The sequence below is a fragment of the Aeromonas sp. 603757 genome (assembly GCF_049171255.1).
Lineage (GTDB): Bacteria > Pseudomonadota > Gammaproteobacteria > Enterobacterales > Aeromonadaceae > Aeromonas > Aeromonas veronii_A.
The window spans coordinates 67,030-82,633 of the sequence record NZ_JAAKOE010000012.1 but is presented as its reverse complement, the minus strand read 5'-3'; the positions used below and the strand labels follow the sequence as shown (position 1 = coordinate 82,633).

The following is a 15,604-nucleotide window of genomic DNA, read 5'->3' as shown; positions in this document are numbered from 1 at the left end:
TTAGTTGCTCTTGCTTACCTGAGAAATAACCTGGCCGGAGATGTCCAGCTTGCTGGCGGCATACGGGGCGGCATTGCGCTCCAGCACCAGATCGTAACCATTGCTCTTGGCGATGGAATCGATGGCAGCCTGTACCTTGGTCAGGATCTTGTTGCGCTCTTCGGACTGACGGCGGCCGTTGTCCTGCTCAAAGGCTTGACGCTTCTGGTTGAACTCCATCTGCAGCTTGGCTAGCTTCTCCTGGCTCTGCTTCTTCTGCTCGGCGCTCATGAAGGCCTCATCCTTGCGGAACTTCTCGACCAGCTTCTGGCCTTCCTGTTCCAGCTTCTGCAGCTCGCGCATACGCGGCTCGAACTCGCCTTTCAGCTTGGCGGCAACGGCTTCACGCTGGGGCAGCTTTTGGAACACTTCGCCCATGTCGACCACGGCAATCTTGGTCTCAGCGAAGGCAGAACCCATGCCGGCAGCCATCAGTGCAAAGCTCAAACCAGCTACTTTCAACGCTTTATTCACACTTACTCCTTGTTCCCTCATGGCGAGGGCTACCTGATTTACCCGATTATGCAAGCGGCGTTAGGACCGTCTTGTTACCTGGTGAGGCACGCATACCGCGCGTCCCATCATTGAAGACCCCCACCGCATGGGTGGGGGCGAAACTCTGCTTAGAAAGTACGACCGATGTTGAAGGAGAAGACTTCGGTGCGATCCCCTTCATATTTCTTGATCGGCTTGGCCAAGGCAAACACCAGCGGGCCCATCGGCGAGAGCCACTGCAGGGAGACACCGGCAGAGACCCGGATATTGCCCGGGTTGGAGTAGTCCTGACTCAGATAGTTGCAATCAGAACCGGCGGCGCAAGGATATGCTCCGTTGGCAAAATCAGTGCTCCAGACGGTACCTGCGTCCATAAAGACGGTGGAACGGATCTGCGGACGATAGGTCTCGGAAACAAACGGGGTCGGGAAGACCAGCTCCAGTGAAGCGACGGCCAGAGCGTTACCACCCACCGAGGTGTCGGAACCTTCGTAGTAGCCAGTTTCACACGGCTGAGAACCCGTGCAACTACCAGCACCCGGCTTGTTGTAGGTCTTGTAGATCGCCTTGGGACCAATGGTATTGCTCTTGAAGCCGCGTACTGTATCGAAACCACCGGCATAGTAGTTCTCGAAGAACGGCAGCATGGAGTCATCGCCATAGCCGTTACCGTAGGAGACACGACCCTTGCCGATCATTACCCAACTGTGATCCGCATCGAGCGGGAAGTAGTGGGCATCTTCGGCAGAGAGCTTGTAGTACTGCAGCTCCATGCCCGGCACGGTCACCTTGGCGTTGATACGCTGACGATCGCCAGAAGTCGGGAACATCCCCTTGTTCAGGGTAGAGCGGGTCCAGCCAGCGGTGACATCAACGGTCACAAAGTCGAGGTTGGAACCATCCTGTGAGTAAGCATTCCAGAACTGATCCATCTGTACCGACTGGCGGTTATCATTCCACTGATCCCAGCAGTAGGTATTGCCATCAGTATCCGGATTGTCCTTCAGACACTCCTGATAGTTCTGGGCATTGAATGACGGACGGCTCAGCTTGGTGCTCTCGATACCGGTACTGAAGTCGAGACGGTTGAACTCGTTGACCGGGAAGCCGCTGGAGAGACGGAAACCGATGGTTTCGTTCTCGTAATCGACGATATCGGCATCATCGGCGCGGAACTGGTTGTAGTAGACCCGACCACCCAGGCTGACACCATCCACGGTGAAGTAGGGGTCGTTGTAGCTCAGGTCAACGTTCTTGGAGTAGTCGTTGGTGCTGGCATTGATGGAGACCTTTTTACCGGTACCCATAAAGTTGTCCTGGGAGATCCCCGCCTGCAGGCTCAGACCCGACTCGGTACCGTAACCGATACCGGCATTGATGGAACCCGCTGGCTGCTCCTTGACCTTGAAGTCGAGGTCAACCAGGTCATCGTTGCCCGGCACCCGTTTGGTGTCCACTTCAACGCTCTCGAAGTAGCCAAGGCGGTTGAGACGGCTCTTGGACTGCTCGATATTGTCGGAGGAGAGCCAGGTGCCTTCCATCTGGCGCATCTCGCGACGCAACACCTGATCTTCGGTGGTTGCGTTACCGCTGAAGTTGATGTTGCGCACATAGACACGGGGGCCCGGCTCAACGTTGACGATCAGCTCAACTTCCTTGGTCTTGTCATTGACCTGCGGGAAGGTGACCACTTTCGGATAGGCATAACCGTAACGGCCGAGGAACTTGGAGAGCACCTCTTCGGTATGAGTCACCTGACTGGCAGAGTAGGTGCTGCCGGCAGCAATCGGGATCAATCCCTTCATCTCGCCACTGCGATCGATCAGGTCACCCTTGAGCTGGACGCCGGAGACCTTGTACTGATCCCCTTCCTTGATGTTGAGCGTGACGTAGACGCCCTTCTTGTCGGGGGTCATGGAGACCTGGGTAGACTCCTGCTGGAAGCGGATATAGCCGCGGTCCATGTAGTAGGAGCGCAGGGTCTCGATATCACCGGCCAGTTTCTGCTTCTGATAGCGCTGATCGGCGGTGAAGTTCCACCAGGGCACTTCGTCGCGCAGGGAGAGCTGGGCAATCAGCTTCTCTTCAGGGAAGACGCTGTTGCCGACGATGTTGATCTGCTGGATCTTGGCCGCTTCCCCTTCCACGAAGGTGAACTTGAGGTCGACCCGGTTGCGCGGCAACGGGGTGACGATGGCCTTGACCTTGGCGGAGTATTTACCCACGCCATAGTAGAAATCTTCCAGTCCCTTCTCGAGGGAAGTGAGTACGGTGCGATCCAGCGGATCACCCACACGAATACCGGAGGACTCCAGACTCTGGGTCAGTTGCTCCTCTTTGATATCCTTGTTGCCGGCAAACTCGATGCTGGAGATGGTTGGACGCTCCTTGACCATCACCTGCAGCACCTGGCCATCACGGTAAACCTTCACATCCTCGAAGTTACCCGAGGCATAGAGCTTTTTGATGGCGCTGGCCAGAGCCACGGAGTCGACGGTATCACCGACCCGGATCGGCAGGTTCAACAGTGCGGCACCCAGGGTCACCCGTTGCAGACCTTCGACCTGGATATCTTGCACCACAAAAGAGGCAGGGGCCGCCTGGGCCAGGAAACTGGCACCCAGCAGGCAACTCAACACCAATGCTTTTTTAACAGCCATTTTGTTCTTATGTGTCCTTGTTGATGCTCTGGCCTCAGAGGCGAGCGAAATCGTTAAACAGCGCAATGCCCATCAATAACATCAGAATGGCGGCACCGATCCTGAAACCCACTTCCTGTATTTTCTCTGATACCGGCTTGCCGGTGACCGCTTCGATCAGGAAATAGACCAGATGGCCACCATCAAGCACCGGCAGGGGGAACAGATTGATAATCCCCAGATTGACGCTGATCAGCGCCAGAAAACTCAAGAAATAGACCAGACCATAGTCGGCACTGCTGCCGGCGCCCTTGGCAATGGAGATGGGGCCACTCAGGTTGTCCAGCGACACGATGCCACCAATCAACTTGCCAATCATGTCAAAGGTGAGCGTGATCAGGCTCCAGGTTTTGTCCGCGCCATGCCACAGCGCCTGCAAAGGCCCATACTGTAACAGAATTCGATATTCATCCGGTAATGGAACCAGTTGCGGTGAGAGACCGACGAATCCCACCAGCTTGCCCTGCACCTTGCGGCTATCCGGGGTCAGGGTCACGTTGAGATCACTGTTGTTGCGCTCAACCACCACTTGAAGGGGTTCGCCCGGTGCCTGCTGCACCAGTTCGACAAACTGGGCCCACGCGGTAATAGGCTGATCGCCGACCTGTTTGATACGGTCACCGACCTGCAGCCCCGCCTTTTCACTGGCACTCTTGGCCACCACTGCAGCCACGACTGGCAGCACTTTGCCACTCAGGGGGACGATCCCCAAGCTGCCGATAGGCGACTCTTTATCCGGATCGAAGGTCCAGCCGGTCAGCGACAAGGTTTTATCGGTGGCATAGCTGGTATTGGGTGCCTGCACCTTGAGAGTCACTGCATCATCACCCAGATGACTTATAAGAGCGTAGGTGACGCTCTCCCAGTCACCGGTCAGCTCATCGCCGACCCCGACAATCTCCATCCCGGGCAGCACACCCGCCTCGGCCACGATGGATGCCGGACGCACTTCACCGATCACCGGCTTGACGCTCGGCACCCCGATGATAAACATCAGCCAGAGGGCAAACAGGGCAAAGACGAAGTTGGCCATGGGACCTGCGGCGACAATCGCCATCCGCGCCCAGACACTCTTGTGGTTGAAGGCATACTGCTCGTCACCGGGCTTGAGTTCATCGACCCGGCCATCGAGCATCTTGACGTAACCACCGAGCGGGATCAGCGCCAGCACATATTCGGTGCCATCTTTACCCATCCGGCGCCAGATCGCCTTGCCAAAACCGATGGAGAAGCGCTCAACCTTGACGCCACAACGACGGGCCACCCAGAAGTGACCAAACTCGTGCACCGCGACCAGCAGGCCCAGCGCAACAACAAAAGCACCGATATTCCACAACACACCGCCCATCAGCCAAGCTCCTCAATCAAAGTGTGAGCACGGGCTCTTGCCGCACCGTCCAGGGCAAACAGATCATCGAGCGAGCCGACGGCGCTGCTCTCCAGCGCCAGCATCACTGCCTCGTTGATCCGGGCAATATCCATAAAACCGATGCGCCCGGCCAGGAAGGCGGCAACCGCCTCCTCGTTGGCCGCATTGAGCGCAGTGGTCGCCGCTTGTCCCTTCTGGCAGGCATTGATGGCCAGCGCCAGACAGGGGTAGCGATCATAATCAGGCCGGATAAAGCTGAACTCTCCGACACTGAAGAAATCCAAAGGTTCCACACTGGAGGGGATGCGATTGGGATAAGCCAGCGCATGGGCGATGGGGGTACACATATCCGGATTGCCAAGCTGGGCCAGCACGGAGCCATCCTTATACTGCACCATGGAGTGGATCACCGACTGCGGGTGGATCACCACCTGGATCTGCTCGGGCGCCGCATTGAACAACCAGCGCGCCTCGATGTACTCCAGCCCCTTGTTGATCATGGTGGCGGAGTCGACCGAAATCTTGGCCCCCATCGACCAGTTGGGATGAGCGATGGCCTGCGCCGGCGTCACCTTCGCCAGCTCGCTGATCTCGGTGTAACGGAACGGACCGCCGGAACCGGTCAGCAAAATCTTGCTGATCCCCGCCGCCGCCAGATCGCAAAAACCGGGCTGGCGCTGCACGGCAGTCGGCAGACACTGGAAGATCGCATTGTGTTCGCTGTCGATGGGTAGCAGCTCGGCGCCATGCTCGCGCACGGCCTCCATGAAGAAAGCACCGGACATCACCAGCGCCTCCTTGTTGGCCAGCAAAATACGCTTTCCGGCACGAACCGCAGCCATGGTCGGGGCCAGTCCGGCCGCCCCCACAATGGCGGCCATCACGCTATGGGCGTCGGGGTGAGCGGCAACCTCGCAGAGGGCTGCTGCACCAGACATGACCCGGGTCGCACTGCCGTGCGCTTTCAGACGGGCAGCCAGTTCACGGGCGGCATCCTCATCGACCATCACGGCAAAACGGGGGGAGAATTCGAGGCAGTCCCGCAACATGGCATCCACGTTGCGGGCGGCGGTCAACGCCAATACTTGCCAACTGCCCGGGTTATGGCGCAGCACTTTCAAGGTACTCTGACCAATGGAGCCAGAGGCCCCCAGAATAACCAGTGACTTGTGCATCAAAACTCCTGACTGAGTAGCAGATAACTGAGCAGAAACACCGGCAGGGCGGCGGTCAGGCTGTCGATCCGGTCGAGAATGCCGCCATGACCCGGCAACAGGGTGCCGGAGTCCTTGATGCCCGCCTCGCGCTTGAACATGCTTTCGGTCAGATCGCCGAGTACGGAGGCTAGCACCGCCAGCAGAGAGCAAAACAGCACGGTGATCATCTTGGCAGGAACAAATCCCATCGACCAGGTGACACCGATGGCCAGCAGGCTGGCGGTAAAGAGGCCGCCGCACATCCCTTCGATGGTTTTGCCCGGACTCACAGCCGGTGCCAGCTTGTGCTTACCGAACGCCTTGCCGAAAAAATACGCGCCAGAATCTGCCGCCCAGACCAGTCCCATCACGAACAACAGGATCCAGGCCCCCATCATGGGGTCATGGTAAAAGTTGTAACCACGGATGGCGACCAGCGACCAGAAGAAGGGAACCAGAGTCACCAGACCAAACAGCGACTTGAGCCAGATAGACTCTTTCCACAGCTTGGCGCTTTGGGGATAGCGCAGCACCAGCAGCAGACCCAGCAGCCACCAGCTTACCGCGGTCCAGAGCACGCCCATCACCAGGGGGTGCAGGTGAGGCGTCCAGAGTTGCTCCACCGGCAGCCAAAAGAGGCTGGCACCGAGCAACAGACAAAATACGATGGGTAACCATTGCTGCGGAGCAGCAGAGACAAACCCACTCCATTCGCGACTGGCCAACAAAAACACCAGCGCTGCCAACAGGGCAAAAAATTTCAATGGCAGAAAGAAGAGCGCCCCCAACACCAGGGGGATCAACATCAAAGCAGTAATAATTCGTTGTTTTAGCAAAAGAAACCTCTCTCTTGGGAGCGGGGTTTAGCCGGTCTGCTGCTCGGCGATCAATTCCCGTATCTGTTCACCCGTGCAACCGAAGCGACGCTCGCGGGCAACGAAAGAGGCAACCGCCTCACTGAACTCGGCCTCGTTGAAATCGGGCCACAATACCGGGGTAAAATAGAGCTCTGCATAGGCGAGCTGCCATAACACAAAGTTGCTGATGCGATGATCGCCACCGGTACGGATCAGGAGATCCACCGGCGGCAGGTCGGCCATACACACTTCGCGACCAAGCATGGATTCATCGATGTCATCGGCGGCCAGTTCACCGGCAACAACCGCGCGGGCCAGCTTGCGAGCCGCCTGAGCGATATCCCACTGGCCGCCATAGTTGGCCGCAATATTCAGGGTCAATCCCTTGTTATTGGCGGTCAAGGCTTCCGCCTTGGCGATTTTGGCCTGCAACCGATCACTGAAGCGAGCGGTATCGCCAATCACCCTGAGCCGGATCCCGTGACTGTGAAGTTTGTTCACCTCGCGGCCCAGCACGGTAATGAACAGCTCCATCAAGGCGCTGACTTCCCCTTCCGGACGACGCCAGTTTTCGCTGGAGAATGCAAACAGGGTCAATGCCTCGATCTTGGCTCGCGCAGCAAAGGTAACGGCCTCGCGCACTGACTTGACGCCCGCCTTGTGGCCATAAACCCGCATCTTGCCTCGGTTCTGGGCCCAGCGACCGTTACCATCCATGATGATGGCGACGTGACGGGGTAAAGACGAGTTGGCACAATCACCCAACGCAGCCAAAAGCGACATGGTTTTCTCCCACAAAGACAAAAGCGCCGTGCAGGGGCACTACACGGCGCTCGTAATATACCTTTCAGACGGTTAGATTTCCATTAGCTCCTTCTCCTTTACGGCAAGGGCCTCATCGACCAGCTTGATGTAGGAGTCAGTCAGTTTCTGGATCTCTTCCTGGGCGCGACGGTCGTCGTCTTCGGAGATCTCTTTGTCCTTCAGCAGCGCTTTCAGGTCGGCGTTGGCATCGCGGCGAATGTTGCGCACGGCAACACGGGCGTTTTCCGCTTCGGCACGGACGATCTTGGTCAGGTCGCGACGGCGCTCTTCGGTCAGCGGCGGCAGCGGCACGCGCAGGGTCTGGCCATTGCTGGAGGGGTTCAGGCCCAGATCGGAGGTCAGGATCGCCTTCTCTACCGCCTGGATCATGGAGCGGTCAAAAATGGAGATGGAGAGGGTGCGAGCATCTTCTGCCACGACGTTGGCCAACTGTTTCAGCGGAGTGGCAGCACCGTAATACTCAACCTGGATGCCGTCGAGCAGGCTCGGGTGAGCACGGCCAGTACGGATCTTGGACATCTGGGTCTTGAGTGATTCGACACTCTTGCCCATACGCTCCTTGGCGTCGTTTTTAATCTCGTTGATCACAGCGGTTTTCCTTTTGGCGAACGAGCCGCCATGCGGCTCGCATCTATATTATTTGCTGACGTAATGGATCAGGGTACCTTCCGGCTCACCCATGATAACCCGGCGCAAAGCGCCCGGCTTGTTCATGTTGAACACCCGGATCGGCAGATCATGGTCACGTGCCAGAGTAAAAGCAGCAAGATCCATCACCTTGAGCTCTTTTTCAAGAACTTCATCATAACTCAATTCATGGTACAGCACGGCATCCGGATTCTTGACTGGATCTTCGTTGTATACACCATCAACCTTGGTGGCCTTGAGCACTACATCGGCTTCGATCTCGATCCCGCGCAGGCAAGCCGCAGAATCGGTAGTGAAGAAGGGGTTGCCAGTACCGGCAGAGAAGATCACCACTTTGCCTGCACGCAGCTGGCTGATTGCCTCGGCCCAGCTGTAGGAATCACAAACCCCTTGCAGGGAAATGGCAGACATCAGACGGGCATTCACATAAGCACGATGCAGAGCATCACGCATGGCCAGACCGTTCATCACGGTTGCCAGCATACCCATGTGGTCGCCCACCACGCGGTTCATGCCCGCCTTGGCAAGACCGGCACCACGGAACAGGTTGCCGCCACCGATGACCAGACCGACCTGAACACCCAGCTCAACCAGCTCTTTGATCTCTTGGGCCATCCGCTCCAGCACTGCCGGATCAATGCCGAAACCCTCGGATCCTTGCAGGGCTTCACCACTCAACTTCAGAAGAACACGTCTGTATGCAGGTTTGGGATTGGTACTCATGTCACTGATTCCTGGTCATATAAAGACCGCGACATAAGTCGCGGTCTGGGGAAACGGAAAAACCGGTTCGATTAGGCCTTTTGAGCGGCCGCGATTTGGGCTGCAACTTCAGCAGCGAAATCGGTCTCTTGCTTCTCGATGCCTTCGCCCACTTCGAAACGGGTGAAGGAGACAACGTCAGCGCCTTCTTTCTTCAGCAGCTCGGCAACAGTCATGGAAGGATCTTTCACGAACGGCTGACCAGTCAGGGAAACCTCACCGGTGAACTTCTTCATGCGACCTTCAACCATCTTCTCGGCGATCTCTTTCGGCTTGCCGGAGTTGATGGCGATGTCGATCTGGATTTCGCGCTCTTTGGCAACGACTTCAGCAGATACATCTTCAGGCTTGACGAATTGCGGGCTGTTGGCTGCAACGTGCATGGCCAGATCTTTGGCCAGTTCGTCGGAACCACCGGTCAGCTTGGTGATAACACCGATGCGGGAACCGTGAACGTAGGTGCCCAGGTTGTCACCTTCAACCAGCATCACGCGACGCAGGTTCATGTTCTCACCGATCTTGGCGATCAGGTTGGTGATGGTCAGCTCTACGGATTCGCCGTTGCCAAAATCAGCGGCTTTCAGCGCATCAACGTCTGCGATCTTCTGGGTAGCTGCGATCTCGACGATCTTCTGACCCATGGCCAGGAAACCGGCATCCTTGGAAACGAAGTCAGTCTCGCAGTTCAGCTCGATCATGACGGCAACGTTGCCTTCGGTACGGGCGAAAATCACACCTTCAGCGGCGATACGGCCAGCTTTCTTGGCGGCTTTGGCCTGACCGGATTTACGCATGTTCTCGATGGCCAGCTCGATATCGCCGTTGGCCTCTTCCAGTGCTTTTTTGCAATCCATCATGCCAGCGGCGGTGCGCTCGCGCAGTTCTTTTACCAGGGCGGCAGAAATGTTTGCCATGTCCAGTATCCTCGGTCTTGAATTGACAAGAAACAGGGGCCACAAGGGCCCCTGCTAACCAATTACATCAGCTTGGTTAATAAGGGCTTTGCAGACCTTATCAATTACTCAGCTTCAACGAAGCCATCTTGTTCGGCTTGAACAACGATGTCCTGCTCGCGAGCTTCCAGTACGGTGTCAGCAGCAGCATTCAGGTACAGCTGTACGGCACGGATAGCGTCGTCGTTACCCGGGATGACGTAATCAACGCCGTCCGGGTTGGAGTTGGTATCAACGATGGAAACTACCGGGATACCCAGGTTGTTGGCTTCTTTGATAGCGATGTGCTCGTGGTCGGCATCGACAACGAACAGAACGTCAGGCAGGCCGCCCATGTTCTTGATACCACCCAGGCTCTTCTCCAGCTTTTCCATTTCGCGAGTACGCATCAGCGCCTCTTTCTTGGTCAGCTTCTCGAAGGTACCGTCCTGGCTCTGGGTTTCCAGATCTTTCAGGCGCTTGATGGACTGACGAACGGTTTTCCAGTTGGTCAACATGCCGCCCAGCCAGCGGTGGTTAACATAGAACTGGTCGCAACGCTCAGCGGCTTCTTTTACGGCTTCAGACGCGGCACGCTTGGTACCTACGAACAGTACCTTGCCTTTCTTGGCAGCTACGGAGCTGATGAAGTTCATGGCATCGTCAAACATCGGAACGGTTTTTTCCAGGTTGATGATGTGAACTTTGCTGCGGGCACCGAAGATGTAGGATTTCATTTTCGGGTTCCAGTAACGAGTCTGGTGACCGAAGTGAACGCCGGCTTGCAGCATGTCGCGCATAGAAACTTTAGCCATTTTATACCTCTATATTGGGGTTAGGCCTCCACACATCCCATATAACCGACCCGTTAAGGCACCCCGGCATATGTGTCGATGTGTGTGTGTTGTTTAAGTAAGGGTGATGAAATCGGGACGCAAGTTCCCCATTCCGGCGCGCTTTATACCATAACTTTGTTCAGGACACCACCGGCCGACACTCTAAACAGGTGTAAATCTGGATCCCGCCAGAGGAGGTTGCGACTGCCATTTGACGCTGTGATGACAATCACACTGGAAGTACGCGGGGGTTGCGGATAAAATTTTGGCCTGATTGCAAACGCATCTATTTTTCATTACCTGATTGCCGGACATCGATAGATGCGCGATCAGGTCCCAAGAGAGATCCCATGTCCATTAAAATCAAGACACCGGAAGAGATTGAAAAGATGCGCGTTGCCGGCCAATTGGCCGCCGATGTGCTGGTCATGATTGCGCCCCATGTCAAAGCTGGCGTCACCACTGACGAACTGAACACCCTCTGCCACAACTATATTGTCGACGTGCAGCAGGCCATCCCGGCCCCGCTCAACTATCACGGTTTCCCCAAATCCATCTGTACCTCGGTGAACGATGTGATCTGCCACGGCATCCCGAACCACAAGAAGCTGCGTGATGGCGACATCATCAACCTCGACATCACCGTTATCAAGGATGGCTACCACGGCGATACCTCGGCCATGTTCATCGTGGGGGAAACCACCCCGCTGCGCCGCCAGCTCTGCAAGGTTGCGCAAGAGAGCCTCTACGCTGCCATCAAGAAGGTGCGTCCGGGTGCCTGCATCACCGAAATTGGCGCCGTGATCCAGCCCATCGTCGAGAAGGCCGGCTTCTCCGTGGTGCGTGACTACTGCGGCCACGGCATCGGTGCCGAGTTCCACGAAGAGCCGCAGATCCTGCACTACCGCAACAGTGGCAAGCTGGAGCTGAAAGCAGGCATGTGCTTCACCATCGAGCCGATGGTCAACAGCAAGAAGTATCACTGCAAGGTCAATCCGAAGGATGGCTGGACCGTGACCACCAAGGATGGCGGCGACTCCGCCCAGTGGGAACACACCCTGCTGGTGACCGAGGATGGCTGCGAGGTACTGACCCTGCGCCCGGACGACACTATCGACCGCTTCATCAAACACAGCTAACATCGAACCCCGGCCCTTGTGAAAAGCGCCGGGGTTTTTACTGCCTGTTTCAGCCAGATGCCTGCCACTTGTGTGTGAGATGCCATGGACGCCAGCCTGCTTTCCCCCCATTTGTTACCCGATGATCAGCTCACCCGCGATAACTGCAAAGAGTACCTGAGCCGCTTTCTCGGCTGGCTGCACGCCCGTTTCGATGCCGGTGACAACATCATCGAGCTGGTTGCCACCCGCTCCGAATACATGGATCAGTTGCTCTGCCGCCTGTGGCAGAAGTTTGGCTTCGACAAGAGCGACCTGACCCTGATCGCGGTGGGGGGCTATGGCCGCGGCGAGCTGCACCCCCACTCCGATATCGACCTGCTGATCCTCTATGACGGCGACGAACTGGACGAAGTGTTGGGACTACGCATTGGCGAGTTCATCACCCTGTTGTGGGATCTCAAGCTGGAGGTGGGTCAGGCGGTGCGCAACGTGGCGGAGTGCCTCGAGCAGGGGCGCGCCGATATTACGGTCGCCACCAACCTCATCGAGGCCCGCTACATCACTGGTCGCCAAGAGGGCTTTCGGCAACTGAAAGAGGCCACCGGCCCCCAGCACTTCTGGCCAAGTGAAGCCTTCTTTCGTGCCAAGCGCCAAGAGCAGGCGGAGCGGCACCAGCAGTTTCTCGGTACCGCCTACAAACTGGAGCCGGATCTCAAGTGCAATCCGGGCGGCCTGCGCGACATTCAGACCCTGGCCTGGGTCGCCCGTCGCCACTTCGGCGCCACCACCTTGTTCGAGATGACCAGCCACGGCTTTCTCAACCGCGCCGAGTATCGTGAGCTGCTCGACTGCCAGAATTTTCTCTGGAAGGTGCGCTTTGCCCTGCACATGGCCATCAACAAGGGAGATAACCGCCTGCTGTTCGATCGCCAGCGCACAGTAGCCCAGATGTTGGGGTTCGAGGGGGAAGGCAACACTCCGGTCGAACAGATGATGAAACGCTTCTATCAGACGGTGCGGCGGGTCTCCGAGCTCAACGAGATGCTGCTGCAGCTGTTTGACGAAGCCATCCTCGGCAACACCGCCATGGATGTGCGCCGCCTCTCCGACGAGTTCCAGCTCCGTGGCCGCCTCATCGATGCGGTGGATGCGGAACTGTTCAGCCGTGAACCGGCCGCTATCCTGCGCCTCTTCTATCAGATGGCCCAGCATCCCGAGATTGCGGGTATCCACTCGGCCACCCTGCGCCAGCTGCGCGAGGCGCGGCGCAAACTCAACTGCTGGTTGCAGGACTTGCCTGACTGCCGTCGCCTGTTTATGGCGCTGCTGCGCCATCCCAACGGCATCGGCCTGCCGCTCACCCTGATGCACAAATACGGCATCCTCGCCGCCTATCTGCCGCAATGGAACCTCATCGTCGGCCAGATGCAGTTCGACATGTTCCACGCCTACACGGTAGATGAGCACACCCACCGGCTGCTCAAAAACATTCACCAGTTCCCCAATCCGGCCAGTCGCCAGAGCCACCCGCTCTGCCACGAGGTCTTCACCCGGCTGCGCAAACCTGAGCTGCTCAGCATCGCCGCCCTGTTCCACGATATCGCCAAGGGGCGGCGCGGCGATCACTCGGAGCTCGGCGCCGTCGATGCGCTGGAGTTCTGCCAGCTGCACGGCCTCGATCGCTACGAGAGCCGACTGGTCGCCTGGCTGGTGCGCCACCATCTGCTGATGTCGGTCACCGCCCAGCGCCGCGATATCTACGATCCCGACGTGGTCACCGATTTTGCCCAGAAGGTGCGCGACGAACAGCATCTCGACCTGCTCTACTGCCTCACCGTGGCCGATATCTGCGCCACCAACGATACCCTGTGGAACGACTGGAAGGGCACCCTGCTGCGGGAGCTCTACTTCGCGACCCAGAAGGCGCTGCGCCAGGGGCTGGAGAACCCGCCCGACATGCGGCTGCGCATTCGAGAAAACCAGCGTCAGGCCAAGCAACTGCTGGCGCAACGGGATGTATCGGAAGAGGCGATCAACCAGCTCTGGGGCGACTTCAAGGCCGACTACTTCCTGCGCCACAGCCCGGAGCAGATCGCCTGGCACTGCCGCCACATCATCAAGCATGGCGACAATCCGGCACCGCTGGTGATCATCGGCAAACACCCGACCCGCGGCGGCAGCGAGGTGTTTATTTACTGCCGCGACACGCCGAATCTGTTTGCCACCGTGGCCTCGGCGCTGGATCAGAAGAACCTTAACATCCACGACGCCCAGATCATGAACTCGCGCAGCAACTATGTGCTCGATACCTTCGTGGTGCTGGAGCCGAGCGGCGAGCCCATCAGCCCCAACCGCACCGCCACCATCAAGAAGGCGCTGGAGAAAGCGCTGCAGGAGCCGGGCAAGCTGGTACTGCGCAGCAAGCCGTTGTCGCGCCGCCACCGCCAGTTCAGCGTACCGACCCGGGTAGTCTTCCTGCCCCGCTCTTCGCCCACTAAAGGGGAGAGCCGTCACACCCTGATGGAGCTGACTGCCCTCGATACCCCCGGCCTGCTGGCGCGGATCGGTGCGGTTTTCCAGCAGTGCGGACTGTCGCTACACGCCGCCAAAATCGCCACTTTCGGTGAGAGGGTCGAGGACTTTTTCAGCCTGACCAGCCTCGATGGCGAGCCATTGACCGCCGAGCAGCAAAAACAGCTGGAAGAGCGACTGGTACACCAGCTCAATCCCCAGCAGTCGGTACTGGATTAAGCGAAGAGTGATTCGAAAGAGGCTGATTGTCGGGCGTTTTTTGCCATACCAAACAACTGGTTGGCGCACACAGGATGAAGAAATGGCCGCTGGCCGGAAGAATTCCGGTCAACCCCTTAAAAACAGTCGGAAAAGTGTGATACAACAAACAGAATTTTTTAAAGGAAACCTGTTATGACCGAGTTGCAACAGATCATTGAAGCGGCCTTCGAGCGCCGCGACACCATTACTCCGGGCTCCGTGGATAGCGCCACCAAGTCCGCCATCCTGCAAGCCATCGACCTGCTGGACTCCGGCAAAGCACGGGTTGCCGAGAAGATCGCCGGTGAGTGGGTTGTCCATCAGTGGTTGAAGAAAGCGGTACTGCTCTACTTCCGCATCAACGACAACGGCATCATCAAGGGCGACGATGCCCAGTACTACGACAAGGTTCCCCTCAAGTTCTCCAACTATACCGCCGAGCAGTTCAAGGAAGCGGGTGTGCGCGTGGTGCCGCCGGCAACAGCTCGCAAAGGCTCCTTTATCGCCCCCAATACCGTGCTGATGCCCTCCTACGTCAACATCGGCGCCTTCGTTGACGAAGGTACCATGGTCGATACCTGGGCCACTGTCGGCTCTTGCGCCCAGATCGGTAAGAACGTCCACCTCTCCGGCGGCGTCGGCATCGGCGGCGTACTGGAGCCGCTGCAGGCCAACCCGACCATCATCGAAGACAACTGCTTTATCGGTGCCCGCTCCGAAGTGGTTGAAGGGGTGATCGTCGAGGAAGGTTCCGTCATCTCCATGGGCGTCTTCATCGGCCAGTCCACCCGCATCTATGACCGTGAAACCGGCGAGATCCACTACGGCCGCGTACCGGCTGGCTCCGTGGTCGTCTCCGGCTCCCTGCCCTCCAAGTGCGGTAAATACAGCCTCTACGCGGCGGTGATCGTCAAAAAGGTCGATGCCAAGACTCGTGCCAAAGTCGGCATCAACGCCCTGCTGCGCTCCATCGACGAGTAATCAGCATTGCTGTGATGAAAGGGCGCCTGATGGCGCCCTTTTCATTTTGGCGCCCCTGTCACAGGCAAGCCA

13 protein-coding genes are annotated in these 15,604 nt (G+C 57.7%); 3 read left to right on the top strand and 10 right to left on the bottom strand.

What is annotated here, in order from left to right:
• The 10 genes from G5332_RS13005 to rpsB form a co-directional block, all read right to left on the bottom strand.
• A complete protein-coding gene (locus G5332_RS13005; protein WP_033116088.1) occupies nt 1–513 on the bottom strand; it encodes an OmpH family outer membrane protein in 513 nt (170 codons plus the stop codon).
• Nucleotides 514–662: 149 nt separating this feature from the next.
• A complete protein-coding gene (gene bamA, locus G5332_RS13000) occupies nt 663–3,194 on the bottom strand; it encodes an outer membrane protein assembly factor BamA (protein WP_421172797.1) in 2,532 nt (843 codons plus the stop codon).
• A 34-nt stretch (nt 3,195–3,228) separates the two neighbouring features.
• Nucleotides 3,229–4,581 (bottom strand): sigma E protease regulator RseP, encoded by a 1,353-nt coding sequence (gene rseP / locus G5332_RS12995; protein ID WP_266134120.1) that lies wholly within the window; start codon nt 4,579–4,581, stop codon nt 3,229–3,231.
• Nucleotides 4,581–5,777 carry a 1-deoxy-D-xylulose-5-phosphate reductoisomerase gene (ispC, locus tag G5332_RS12990; RefSeq protein ID WP_005338569.1) on the bottom strand — a complete coding sequence of 399 codons (1,197 nt, stop codon included), beginning with the start codon at nt 5,775–5,777 and terminating at the stop codon, nt 4,581–4,583. Before ispC ends, rseP begins: the two co-directional genes overlap by 1 nt.
• Nucleotides 5,777–6,634, bottom strand: coding sequence for a phosphatidate cytidylyltransferase (locus tag G5332_RS12985; protein ID WP_026034918.1), 858 nt, complete (start codon nt 6,632–6,634; stop codon nt 5,777–5,779). Before G5332_RS12985 ends, ispC begins: the two co-directional genes overlap by 1 nt.
• A gap of 27 nt (nt 6,635–6,661) precedes the next feature.
• Entirely contained in the window at nt 6,662–7,438 is a 777-nt protein-coding gene (gene uppS, locus G5332_RS12980) for a polyprenyl diphosphate synthase (RefSeq protein ID WP_216951881.1), read from the bottom strand.
• Nucleotides 7,439–7,510: 72 nt separating this feature from the next.
• Nucleotides 7,511–8,068: a ribosome recycling factor gene (gene frr, locus G5332_RS12975; RefSeq protein WP_421172796.1), complete on the bottom strand. Its 558-nt coding sequence runs from the start codon at nt 8,066–8,068 to the stop codon at nt 7,511–7,513.
• Between the two features lie 48 nt (nt 8,069–8,116).
• Complete coding sequence (gene pyrH, locus G5332_RS12970) at nt 8,117–8,851, bottom strand: UMP kinase (protein WP_005343782.1); 735 nt, start codon at nt 8,849–8,851, stop codon at nt 8,117–8,119.
• A gap of 71 nt (nt 8,852–8,922) precedes the next feature.
• Nucleotides 8,923–9,804 (bottom strand): translation elongation factor Ts, encoded by an 882-nt coding sequence (tsf, locus tag G5332_RS12965; protein ID WP_005343781.1) that lies wholly within the window; start codon nt 9,802–9,804, stop codon nt 8,923–8,925.
• 104 nt (nt 9,805–9,908) lie between these two features.
• Complete coding sequence (rpsB, locus tag G5332_RS12960; RefSeq protein ID WP_204385178.1) at nt 9,909–10,637, bottom strand: 30S ribosomal protein S2; 729 nt, start codon at nt 10,635–10,637, stop codon at nt 9,909–9,911.
• A gap of 371 nt (nt 10,638–11,008) precedes the next feature.
• Between rpsB and map the strand changes: the two genes are divergently transcribed.
• The 3 genes from map (at nt 11,009) to dapD (ending at nt 15,532) form a co-directional block, all read left to right on the top strand.
• Entirely contained in the window at nt 11,009–11,797 is a 789-nt protein-coding gene (map, locus tag G5332_RS12955) for a type I methionyl aminopeptidase (protein ID WP_216951883.1), read from the top strand.
• Between the two features lie 84 nt (nt 11,798–11,881).
• Complete coding sequence (gene glnD / locus G5332_RS12950) at nt 11,882–14,530, top strand: bifunctional uridylyltransferase/uridylyl-removing protein GlnD (RefSeq protein ID WP_421249717.1); 2,649 nt, start codon at nt 11,882–11,884, stop codon at nt 14,528–14,530.
• Nucleotides 14,531–14,704: 174 nt separating this feature from the next.
• On the top strand, nt 14,705–15,532 hold the full coding sequence (gene dapD / locus G5332_RS12945) for a 2,3,4,5-tetrahydropyridine-2,6-dicarboxylate N-succinyltransferase (protein WP_005338581.1): 828 nt from the start codon (nt 14,705–14,707) through the stop codon (nt 15,530–15,532).
• Nucleotides 15,533–15,604: the final 72 nt, after the last annotated feature.

Coding starts and splice junctions, on each gene's coding strand:
- bamA (WP_421172797.1), bottom strand. CDS start 3,194: ATGGCTGTTAAAAAAGCATTGGTGTTGAGTTGCCTGCTGGGTGCCAGT.
- rseP (WP_266134120.1), bottom strand. CDS start 4,581: ATGGGCGGTGTGTTGTGGAATATCGGTGCTTTTGTTGTTGCGCTGGGC.
- ispC (WP_005338569.1), bottom strand. CDS start 5,777: ATGCACAAGTCACTGGTTATTCTGGGGGCCTCTGGCTCCATTGGTCAG.
- uppS (WP_216951881.1), bottom strand. CDS start 7,438: ATGTCGCTTTTGGCTGCGTTGGGTGATTGTGCCAACTCGTCTTTACCC.
- pyrH (WP_005343782.1), bottom strand. CDS start 8,851: ATGAGTACCAATCCCAAACCTGCATACAGACGTGTTCTTCTGAAGTTG.
- tsf (WP_005343781.1), bottom strand. CDS start 9,804: ATGGCAAACATTTCTGCCGCCCTGGTAAAAGAACTGCGCGAGCGCACC.
- rpsB (WP_204385178.1), bottom strand. CDS start 10,637: ATGGCTAAAGTTTCTATGCGCGACATGCTGCAAGCCGGCGTTCACTTC.
- map (WP_216951883.1), top strand. CDS start 11,009: ATGTCCATTAAAATCAAGACACCGGAAGAGATTGAAAAGATGCGCGTT.
- glnD (WP_421249717.1), top strand. CDS start 11,882: ATGGACGCCAGCCTGCTTTCCCCCCATTTGTTACCCGATGATCAGCTC.
- dapD (WP_005338581.1), top strand. CDS start 14,705: ATGACCGAGTTGCAACAGATCATTGAAGCGGCCTTCGAGCGCCGCGAC.